Source organism: Collinsella aerofaciens, from assembly GCF_015561195.1.
Lineage (GTDB): Bacteria > Actinomycetota > Coriobacteriia > Coriobacteriales > Coriobacteriaceae > Collinsella > Collinsella aerofaciens_AC.
In genome coordinates, this window is record NZ_JADMSU010000013.1 from 32191 (window position 1) to 43564 (window position 11374).

An 11374-nucleotide genomic window follows, 5' to 3' on the forward strand; every position below is an offset into this window, starting at 1 on the left:
TGAAAGATTGCGAGCGGCATGTCTGACGACTTTTACACCATAGTCGATTCCGGAGACCCGGCACCCGACAACGAACACATCACCGGCGTGCGCGAAGAGCGTGAGGAAGGCGAGCAGACGACCACGCAGGCGCCAAAAGCCATGTACGCCGCGCGCATCGCCGTCTATGACGATATGCTGTCGACACCGCGTGTGATCGTCATTGATCCGCAAGATGTCCGCACGTATTTGGAAGAGACGACCAACACCGTCTACCAGTGCATGAAAGAACAAGGTGGCCATATCTCGCTCATGGTCATCCGCGAGATTGTCGAAAACTTTATCCACGCGCACTTTGCCGAGCCCATCATCTCGATTCTGGACGGCGGAGACACCATCCGCTTTGCTGATCAAGGACCCGGCATCGACGACAAGGAGCGTGCTTTCGACTTTGGCGTTACCAGCGCAAACAGCAAGATGAAGCGCTATATCCGTGGAACCGGAGCCGGGTTTCCCATGGTGCAGGAGTATTTGGAAAACGCCGGCGGGGCCGTGTCCATCGAGGACAACATGGGCAACGGCACCGTGGTTACGGTAAGCCTGGACCCTAAACGCGTGCAGGAAATAGAGCGTGCCGGCGGGCGCGGTGCTGCCGTGCGGCCCGAGACGGAGCAGCCCGCATATCCCCTGCCGGGAGCTTTTGCGCAGCAGCCCATGGCAACGCAACAGATGCAGCCCCGCGTGGGACAGATGCAGCAGCCCGGAATGCTTCCTACACAAGAGTCCCAGGCGGCGTCGATGTCGATGCCGCCAAACGTGCCAGAGGCCATGAAGCTGGCGGATCAGGATGCAGCAGCAATGCAGCAGGCGACGGGGGCACCGGGTGGCCAGCAAATGGGATATCAGCCGTACCAACAGGGATATCCATATCAGCAGATGCCGCCACTGGGATATGGCCAGCAATTCCCGCAGCAGTACCAGCAGGGATATCAGCAGCCGTACCAGCAGATGCCGCAGCAGCAGTACAACCCCTGGGCCCAGCAGATGCCTCCGCAGCCTTACCAACAGTGGCCTCAAAGTTTTCAACAGCAAATGCCGCCGATGCAGAGTTCTCAACAACCAGCAGCTCAAATGATGTATCCTAATGCAGCAAATCAGTATGCGCAGCCACAGCCGGACGTGTTCGTAAGCGATCGCGGCAACGCCGCGCTGGGCTATCTGGCGCAAAATCAAGCGTGCGGTGCAACCGATCTGGCGAGGGCGTTTGGAAACTCGGCCCCCACTTGGTCACGCACGCTCAATGACTTGGCGCAGGCCGGCTTGGTCATCAAGCATGGCCAGAAATACCATCTGACCGAACTCGGCGCCGCTCGCGTGCGAGCTCAGAGCTAAAGAACGGGAGAGACAGTGGACGAGGAAGCAAGCATCATCCTGGGGGATGCCATCGCCTTTTGCCAGCGCGACGGCCAAGATGCACGCCTCATCAACATGCTGGGGCAATCGCGCGCCATAAGCCTGACCGAAGATACGCTCACGATCGAGGCCCCCTCGCGCTTTGCCATCGCGCAGCTCAAAAAGCATCAGCCGACTATTGAGGCCTATCTGGAAGAAATCGCCTTTGCACCGATCGCGCTCGACATCGTGGCACCGCAAGGCACCACAGCGGAATCCGCTGCCGCCACGGCGCCCGCCACGGCCCCCGCTGCTTCCCCGTCGGTGCCGGCCTCCGCAGGCGACGTGCCGACAATCGAGCACCAGCACAGCGATGTTTCCCGTGAAACCATGGCACCGTTGCCGACCGCGGCGGCGACGTCAACGAACGCACCCGTCACGCACATGCCTATCGCTCACGACGCAGCGGCGGGCGCGGATTCGGGCATTGCAATCAAGAACACGCTCTCGGCCGATGATTTTCGTCGCATGATGAACCAGATGAAGGGCGGAGCGCCGACTAAGTCCACGCAAGCTGCGACCCCCGCTTCACCCATGCCAGCACCGACCGTACTGGCCGAGCAGAATACGGATGGAGCCCCGCTCGCCGCGAACTCAAAATTTACCTTTGAGAACTTTGTCTACGGCCCCGAGAACAGCCATGCCTATCGCTCGGCACTCAAGTTTGCCGCCCTCGCGGACGAGCGCGGCACGTGCACATCACTGTTCATCTACGGCAAATCGGGCCTGGGCAAGACGCACCTGCTGCTTGCCATCAAAAACGAGCTCGCCGAGAAGTCGCCCGAGATCAAGGTCAAGTATGCCAACTCCCAGGCATATCTGGACGACCTGATGACCGAGTTCGACCGCCAAAAGAAGAGCAACGCCCCTATCATGCAGGCATACCACGGCGTGGACGTGCTCATCATCGATGACATCCAAAACATCATCGGCAAGCGCGCGAGCGTGGACTACTTTTTCCAGCTCATGGACGAGTTCATCCGCAACAACAAGAAGGTCGTCATCGCGGCAGACCGCGCCCCCAAGGACCTGAGCATGGACGAGCGTCTGACGAGCCGCTTCAACGCCGGCATGCTCTGCTTGGTCGCAGAGCCCAGCTACGAGATGAAATACAAGATCTTGCAGCGCTATTACGAGAACACCATCGTCGCCGCTCCCGAGGCAGGCGACGACTCGCTGCTGGCGGCCTATGGGGGCGACGGCGGGCACCTGACCGACGAGCACTTTAAACACATGGCCGAGGTCTCGGGCACCAACATCCGCGAACTCGAGAGCTTCTGCGAGCGCTGCGCCGGCGAGGCGGGCGACCGCGAGCGCGAGGGCGGGGAGCTCACCTTTGACGATATCGACGCCATCGCCAGCCAGTACTTCGACACATCGGCCAAAAAGATCAACGTCCAGACGGTTCAGTCCGTCATCGAAGAGCAGTACGGCGTGACGCACGAGGAGCTCATCGGCCCGCGTCGCAACGCCAATATCGCCAAAGCACGCCATATCGCTATCTACCTGGCCATCGAGATGTGCGAGATGACGACCACGGCGGTGGGCGCCGAATTTGGCAACCGCAACCACTCGACCGTCAGTACGAGCTACAAAAAGGTCCAGAAGATGATCCAGGAAGACCGCACCGTCACCGAAGACCTCAAGTCGCTGCGCGATAAAATTACACTGCGCTCGTAGGGAAATAGAGACACCTGTTGAAAACTTGTCGAAACCACGGGCATAAGGTGTCTAAAACCCAACCCGCGGTGATGAAAAGTTTTGCGCAGGTTTTGAACGTGGAAAACCACCCCTGTTGCACACAGGTTGCTGTCGATTCTCTTTCTGGGTCTGACCTGCGTCTTTGGGAGTAATCAACAGTTTCGTCAGTGCTATTACTATTATTAAGATATTTATATCTATAGAAAGGTATTAAAAGATGAAGTTCACCGTCAGCCAGAGCTCGCTTACACAAGCCATCGGCGTCGTTATGAAGGGTGTCGCTTCGGCATCCACCCTTCCCATCCTGTCGGGCGTGCTCGTTAAGGCCCAAGACGGCATCTTGGAATTCCAGACCTCTAACTACACCATCTCGATCCGTCATCGCATCGCGGCGCATGTCGAAGAAGAGGGCGAGATGGTTATCCCCTGTAAGATGCTCTCCAATATCACCAAGACCCTCCCCGATGCCCCGGTCACCTTTGAGCTGTCCGAGCGCCAGGTGCTGATTGGTTGCGAGAAGAGCTCTTTTAGGCTGAACACGCTCGATGCCAATGACTTCCCCGAGTTTCCGGCCTATGCCATCGAGAGTGCCGTGGAGCTGCCGACCGATGTCTTGTCCGAAATGGTCGGCCGCGTGTGGCGCGTCACCTCGACCGACAAGGCTCGCCCCATCCTGGGCGGCGTGCACATGAAGGTCGAGAACAACACCGTGCGCCTGGTGGCGACCGATTCCTTCCGCTTGGCCGTGTGCGATACGCAGGTCGAGACCTCGACCCTCGAGGGCTCCTTTGAGCTCAACGTTCCGGCTGACGCCTTTAACGACGCGCTGAACATCATGGCCAGCCAGGCGACCATCATGATCGGGGCTACCGACACCCAGGTCGTCTTCGAGGCCGGCAACACCACCTACGTGTCACGTCGTATCGAGGGCGTGTACCCCAACTACAAGCAGCTCATCCCCGATTCGTGCGTGACGAGCGTCAAGATCGATGTCGCCGCCTTTAACGCCGCCCTCAAGCGCGTGGCCGTTATCGCGAGCGCCAACCCCGCCGTCAAGTTCGAGATCGATGTCGAGAACGGGCAGATGGGCCTGTCCTCCATTTCCAATGACCAGGACCTTGCGCAGGAGACGATCGATGTCGAGGCCGAGGGCGAGTCGGGTACCATCGCCTTCAACTACCACTACATCTTCGGCTGCCTCAATGCCCTGTCCAAGGAGAAGGAGATCACGCTGGAGCTCAAGAGCTACTCGCAGGCGGGTATCTTTAAGTCCTACGACAAGATCAACTACCTGTACCTGGTCATGCCGGTCCGCATCTAGCGCTGCGCCATGACCATGTTCGCCCGCGATCTTTCCGTCGCGCACTACCGCAGCTTCGACAGCTATCGCCTTGCCCTGGATGAGGGCGTGACGATACTTGCGGGACCCAACGCGGCGGGAAAGACCAATCTCATAGAGGCGCTGCAGCTGCTGACGAGCGGCGCCTCGTTTAGGCATCCGACCGCAGCCGAGCTCGTCCATGACGGCGTGGGCTCGTGCAAGATCGAGCTGAGGCTCGAGGGCGACGGCCGCGTGCTTGATATGGGATTGAGCGCGGAGGACGGTAGGCGCTCGTTTAGCCGCAACGGCAAGAGATGCTCTGCGGCCGGTGTACGCGGGGTTCTGCCGAGCGTGCTGTTTTGCCCCGACCATCTGGACATGGTTAAGCGAGGCGCCAGCGTGCGCCGCACCGCCCTCGATGACTTTGGCATGCAGCTGAGCGCACGCTATGCCGATCTTGCGAGCACCTATGGGCGCTGCGTGACCCAGCGTAACGCCTTGCTCAAGGAGACCTGGTGCTGCCGCGAGATGCTCGGCGCGTGGAACGATTCGATTGCCCGCGCGGGCTCGGCCCTGCTCGTGCACCGGTTGGCCCTGCTCGACCGGCTGGCGGGCCATGTGCACACTGCCTACGGGCAAGTGGCGTCCGGTGAGGCCGCCAACGTGACCTATGCGTCCACGCTGGGGGATTTGCCCCAGGTCGAGGATCGCGAGGAGCTGAAGGGCTGGGCGTACGAGCGCATGCTGGCTGCCCTTGACGAGCACGCCGACGAGGAAATTCGCCGCGGCGTGACGTTGGTGGGGCCGCATCGCGACGAGATTGAGTTTACCGTGGCGGGTCGCTCCGCCCGTTCATTTGCCAGCCAAGGACAGCAGCGCACACTGGTGCTGTCCTGGAAGGTGGCCGAGGTCGCCGTGGCTCGCGATGTCCTGGGCACCGCCCCGCTGCTGCTTCTGGACGACGTGATGAGCGAGCTCGACGGCGAGCGTCGCGGCGCTTTCCTGCGGCTGATCGGCGATGATATCCAGACGGTCATAACTACGACCAACCTGGGGTACTTTACCGATGACCTGCTTGATCGAGCCAAGGTGGTGAGCATGGGTGAGACGTGCTAATTACGAGCGCGAGAGCGAAACGGTCGCCTTCAGCGGGTTTTTGAACGCAGAGCGCCAACGCATCCTGGCGGCTGCGACCCCCGAGCGCCGTGCGCAGATGGAGGCCGCCGAGGAGTCGCGCACGGTCTATCGCGCATGGAACGCGGTGTGCTCGGGCACGCGCGAGGGGCGGCATGTGACGGGACTGCGCTACCTGCCCGAGTCCAATGAGCTGCTGGTATATCTCGACTCGCCCTCGTGGACGCAGGAAATGACGCTGTTGCGCGAGATCATCCGCGCGCGCATGGAGCGCACCGGTGCGCATGTGGACGGCCTGGTGTTCAAAACCACCGCGCCCGGTCACACACCGCCCGCCGCCAAGGAGCGCCTGCGCCCGGCGACGACCGAGCGACCGCCGGCCCCGCACGCCGACCTAAGTGAGGCCGAGCGTACCGAGATCGAGCGCCAAGTGGCGCCCATCGAAGACCAAAAACTGCGCGAGGCCCTCGAGAATGCCATGAGAGCCAGTGCCGAGTGGGCCAAGGGCGTGCAAAGCAAAAAAGAGCCTTAAATCGCATCTGGTGGCCTTGTAGAGCCAAATACCCTCGTTCCCGAGGGTATTTTTTTACGATAAACTAGTAAGGCTGTACACATTTTCTTGACTGAAGGAGGACGTGTGGCAAACGAAAACGATTACGATGGCGGCGAGATTAAGATTCTCGAAGGTCTCGAGGCCGTTCGTAAGCGCCCGGGCATGTATATCGGCTCGACGAGCGCCAGCGGTCTGCATCACCTGGTGTGGGAGATCGTTGACAACTCCGTCGACGAGGCCATGGCCGGTTTCTGCACCGAGATCCAGGTGACGGTCCACGCCGACAACTCCATCACGGTCGTCGACAACGGGCGCGGCATCCCCGTCGACGAGCACCCTGTTAAAAAGATCCCGACGCTCGAGGTCGTCATGACGATCTTGCACGCCGGCGGTAAGTTCGATAACTCGGCCTATAAGGTCTCGGGCGGCCTGCACGGTGTGGGCATCTCCGTCGTCAACGCACTGTCCAAGCGCGTGGTCGTTCAGGTTCGTCGCGATGGCAACACCTACGAGATGGAGTTCTCGCGCGGCAAGACCGTCAAGAAGATGGAGGTCGTGGGCACCTCGGATTCGACGGGCACCACCGTCACCTTCTGGCCCGACGACGAGATCTTCGAGACCTGCATCTACGATTTCGATACGCTGCACAACCGTCTGCAGGAGACGGCGTTCCTCAATAAGAACCTCAAAATCGTGCTGACCGACGAGCGCGAGGCGACTCCCCACGTCGAGGAGTTTTGCTACGAGGGCGGCATCGTCGACTTCGTCAAGTTTCTCAACGAGGGCAAGGACGTCCCCGAGGCCTTTAAGGAGCCCATCTACATCGAGGGCAAATCGGATCCGGACGCGCCTGTGACCAAGATGGGCGAGGTCGAGGTTTCCCTGCAGTGGAATAGCGGCTACGGCGAGAACGTCATGTCGTTTGCCAACGACATCTACACTCCCGAGGGCGGCATGCACCTTGAGGGTTTCCGCACCGCGCTCACCCGCGTGATCAACGACTACGCGCGCAAGCAGAACCTGCTCAAGGAAAAAGACGCCAATCTGACCGGCGACGATGTGCGCGAGGGCCTTTCGGCCGTTATCTCGGTCAAGCTGCCCGATCCGCAGTTTGAGGGCCAGACCAAGGCCAAGCTCGGCAGCTCCTATATGCGCGCGCTGACGCTCAAGATCGTGACCGACGGCCTTGCCGATTACTTGGAGGAGCATCCCAAGCCCGCCCGCGAGATCGTCAAGAAGGCGCAACAGGCCTGCAAGGCGCGCAACGCCGCCCGCAAGGCGCGCGAGGCGACCCGTCGCAAGAGCCTGCTCGAGACGGCGTCCCTGCCCGGTAAGCTCGCTGACTGCTCGGTACGCGATGCCGAGCTGACCGAGCTCTTCATCGTAGAGGGCGACTCGGCAGGCGGTTCGGCCAAGGACGGCCGTCGCCGAGACATCCAGGCGATTCTGCCCCTGCGCGGCAAGATTCTGAACGTCGAACGCGTTGGTGACCATCGCGCGTTCTCGAGTGACACCATCCAGTCGCTGATTACCGCGATCGGCTGCGGCGTCACGACGAGCGCCGGCGACGGCGGCGACTTCGATATCAGCAAGGCGCGCTACCACAAGATCATCATCATGACCGATGCAGACGTCGACGGTGCGCACATCCGCATCCTGCTGCTGACGTTCTTCTACAAGTACATGCGTCCGCTGATCGATGCCGGCTACGTCTATGTTGCCTGTCCGCCCATCTTTGGCATTAAGGTGCGCAACAAGATCCACTACGTGTATCCCAACGGCCGCCAGCCCGAAGACGAGATCCTGCGCGACACCATCCAGAGTCTGGGCCTGAACCCCGACGATAACGACGAAGACAGCAAGGCCAAGGATGGCAAGATCACCAAGAAGCGCAAGGGCTATACCGTCCAGCGCTACAAGGGTCTGGGCGAGATGGACCCCAAGCAGCTCGCCTCGACGACGATGGATCCCAAGACCCGCATCCTGCAGCGCGTGTCGATCGAGGATGCCGTGGTGGCAGACCGCGCCGTGCGCGAGCTGATGGGCTCCGAGGTCGGCTATCGCCGCGAGTACATCGAGAAACATGCCCATGACGCACGCTTCTTAGACGCCTAGCTTTCCCAGGCACCCCATCTTGCCCTTCAGGATTTCGGGCGCCGCACGCAAGGCGTGCGCCCTCATCCTTCAGGGCAACCTGGGGCACCTGGAAAACCTAGGAGGGTTATCAGACATTCCCGGTAATCCGTCTCCGTGGCAGGGAACTAATGGACCACGCAAACCATGAGGAGGTAACGTGGCAGACGATATCAACAACAACGAGGGTATGGACGAGGCCGGCGACGCCGGTATGCCCGACGATCTGAAGCGCCTGCTCGCCCGTGCTGAGCAGGGCGAGGACGGCGATCCTGACGCCTATAACCCCGATGCCGATGATGACGAGGAAGGGGACGACGACGGTGAGCTCGAGGAGAGCTTTGGCGAAGTCGATCGTGGCGCCTCGGCCGGCGAGGATATAAACGGCGGCCAGCTCCAGATTTCGGAGTTTGGCCGCGAGATGAAGCAGTCATTTATCGAGTATTCGATGTCGGTCATCACGGCGCGCGCCCTGCCGGACGTGCGCGACGGCTTAAAGCCGGTGCACCGCCGCATCCTGTACGCGATGAACGAGAGCGGCATCTACCCCAACCGTCCGCACAAGAAGTCCGCTTGGACGGTCGGCGAAGTTATCGGTAAGTACCATCCGCACGGTGACTCCGCGGTCTACGAGGCAATGGTTCGCCTGGCGCAGTGGTTCTCCATGCGCACGCCGCTCATCGACGGCCACGGCAACTTCGGCAACATCGACGGCGACGGCGCCGCTGCCATGCGTTACACCGAGAGCCGCCTGGCAAAGCCCGCCATGGAGCTGCTGCGTGACCTGCAGAAGGATACCGTCGACTGGCAGCCCAACTACGACGAATCGCTCGCCGAGCCTCAGGCGCTGCCCGCGCGCTTCCCCAATCTGCTGGTCAACGGCAGCCAGGGCATCGCCGTCGGCATGGCCACCAACATCGCCCCGCACAACCTCACCGAGGCGATTGAGGCCACCTGCTACCTGATCGATAATCCCGACGCCACTGTCGACGAGCTCATGCAGATCATGCCCGGTCCGGACTTCCCCACCGGCGCTATCATCATGGGCAGCGCCGGCATTAAGCAGAGCTACGAGACCGGCCGCGGCTCCATTACCGTGCGCGCCAAGGCCCACGTGGAATCCACCAAGACCGGCCGCAACCGCCTGGTCTTTACCGAGATTCCCTACATGGTCAACAAGGGCACCCTGCAGGAGAAGATCGCCCAGCTCGTCAACGACAAGCGCATCGAGGGCATCTCGGACATGCGCGATGAGTCCAACCAGAAGGGCATCCGTCTGGTCATCGAGCTCAAGAAGGGCGTCATTCCGCAGGTCGTGCTCAACAACCTGTATAAGTACACCTCGCTGCAGACGACCTTCGGCGCCAACAACCTGGCGCTCGTCAACGGCGTTCCCAAATGCCTGAGCCTGCGCGAGATGCTGCAGCACTACATCGATCACCAGGTCGACGTCGTCACCCGCCGCACCCGCTTCGACCTTAAGAAGGCTCAGGCCCGCGCGCATATCCTCGAGGGCTATCTGATGGCTCTCGACCATATTGACGAGGTCATCAGCATCATCCGTTCCTCGCAGACCGATTCCGAGGCCAGCAGCCGCCTGATCGAGCGCTTTGGCTTTACGCCCGAGCAGACCACGGCCATCCTCGAGATGAAGCTGCGCCGCCTGACTGGCCTGGAGCGCGACAAGATTCAGGAAGAGCTGGACGGCCTGCGCCGCGCCATCGCCTACTACGAGGACCTGCTGGCGCACGAGGAGAAGATCCTGGGCGTCATTAAGGAAGAGATGCGCGAGATCTCCAAGAAGTTTGGCGATAAGCGCCGCACCGAGATCAGCCAGGTCGAGAAGGACCTGGACGTCGAGGACCTCATTGCCGACGAGGACATGGTCGTGACCATCACCCACACCGGCTATGTCAAGCGCATCCCGGTGGCCGCCTACCGCGCCCAGAAACGCGGCGGCAAGGGCGTGTCGGGCGTCAACCTCAAAGAGGACGATGTCATCGACGAGATGTTCATCGCGTCCACGCACGAGTACGTGCTGTTCTTCTCGAGCAAGGGCAAGGTCTATCGCCTGAAGGTGCACGAGCTGCCGGTGGGTACGCGCCAGGCGCGCGGTACCGCGATCGTCAACCTGCTGCCCTTCGAGGAGGGCGAGAAGATCGCGAGCGTCATCAGCTGCCGCGAGTTCCCTGCCGACGAGTACCTGATGTTTGCCACCAAGAGCGGCATGGTCAAGAAGACCGTGATGAGCGCATATGACCGCAGCCGTCGCGACGGCCTGATCGCTATCAACCTGCGTGACGACGACGCGCTGCTGAACGTGCGCCGCGTGCGCGAGGGCGACAAGATTATCCTGGCCACCACCGCGGGCAAGGCGATCATGTTCTCCGAGGAGCAGGTGCGCGCCACCGGCCGCGATACCAGCGGCGTTCGCGGTATCGGTATGAAGGACGGCGTGAGCGTTCTGGGCATGGAAGTCACTAACGGCAACGGCGATCTATTCGTCATCACCGAGCGCGGCTACGGCAAGCGCACGCCGGTCGCGGACTACCCGGAGCAGAATCGCGGCGGCCAGGGCGTCTACACCATCCAAATGACCGAGCGTAAGGGCAACCTCGCGGCCATGAAGACGGTGGGCCCGCAGCACGAGCTGTTCATCGTGACGGAGGGCGCGACGGTCATTCGCGTCAAGACCGATGAGATCAGCCAGACCGGCCGCGCCACCCAAGGTGTCAAGATGATGACCGTCGACGACAACGACCGCATCTGCGCCGTAGCCCGCATGACGGCCGCCAAGGAGAAGCCCGAAGGCGAAGGCGCCGAGGCCGCAACCGACGCCGAAGAGGCCCCAGTCGACCTAGGCGACGGCAACGACATGCCAGAGGATCTCCTAGACGAGTAAGAGGCCCTAGCTGGTAGAAAATATCAGACCCCATATATCGGCGGTCGGCGCACTGCGCGCCGACCGCTTTTTTGAAAATCTTTGAACCCCACGTCTGCCCCGGCTGCCCGGCGGCGTGCGAAGTCGATCGCGAGTTCCGCACGAGCCGGAGAGCACTTAATGTGCTCTCCGTGCGAGCAGGACTGTCCGAGCAGGCGAC

The 11374-nt window shown here is 61.3% G+C and carries 7 protein-coding genes; all 7 read left to right on the forward strand.

Annotation, left to right across the window (positions count from 1 at the left end):
- Window positions 1-18: 18 nt before the first annotated feature.
- Window positions 19-1371, forward strand: a complete 1353-nt coding sequence (locus tag I2H81_RS09555; RefSeq protein ID WP_195645383.1) for an ATP-binding protein — start codon at window positions 19-21, stop codon at window positions 1369-1371.
- A 15-nt stretch (window positions 1372-1386) separates the two neighbouring features.
- A complete protein-coding gene (locus I2H81_RS09560; protein ID WP_324253209.1) occupies window positions 1387-3111 on the forward strand; it encodes a DnaA ATPase domain-containing protein in 1725 nt (574 codons plus the stop codon).
- Between the two features lie 238 nt (window positions 3112-3349).
- Complete coding sequence (gene dnaN / locus I2H81_RS09565; RefSeq protein WP_099432409.1) at window positions 3350-4453, forward strand: DNA polymerase III subunit beta; 1104 nt, start codon at window positions 3350-3352, stop codon at window positions 4451-4453.
- A gap of 9 nt (window positions 4454-4462) precedes the next feature.
- Complete coding sequence (gene recF, locus I2H81_RS09570) at window positions 4463-5569, forward strand: DNA replication/repair protein RecF (protein ID WP_195645384.1); 1107 nt, start codon at window positions 4463-4465, stop codon at window positions 5567-5569.
- On the forward strand, window positions 5556-6119 hold the full coding sequence (locus tag I2H81_RS09575) for a DciA family protein (protein ID WP_271817530.1): 564 nt from the start codon (window positions 5556-5558) through the stop codon (window positions 6117-6119). The genes recF and I2H81_RS09575 overlap by 14 nt, the downstream gene beginning before the upstream one ends.
- Before the next feature lie 105 nt (window positions 6120-6224).
- The gene (gene gyrB, locus I2H81_RS09580; RefSeq protein ID WP_195645385.1) at window positions 6225-8255 is read left to right on the forward strand and encodes a DNA topoisomerase (ATP-hydrolyzing) subunit B; all 2031 of its coding nucleotides are present in this window, start codon (window positions 6225-6227) and stop codon (window positions 8253-8255) included.
- A 208-nt stretch (window positions 8256-8463) separates the two neighbouring features.
- Window positions 8464-11175, forward strand: a complete 2712-nt coding sequence (gyrA, locus tag I2H81_RS09585; protein WP_195645388.1) for a DNA gyrase subunit A — start codon at window positions 8464-8466, stop codon at window positions 11173-11175.
- Window positions 11176-11374: the final 199 nt, after the last annotated feature.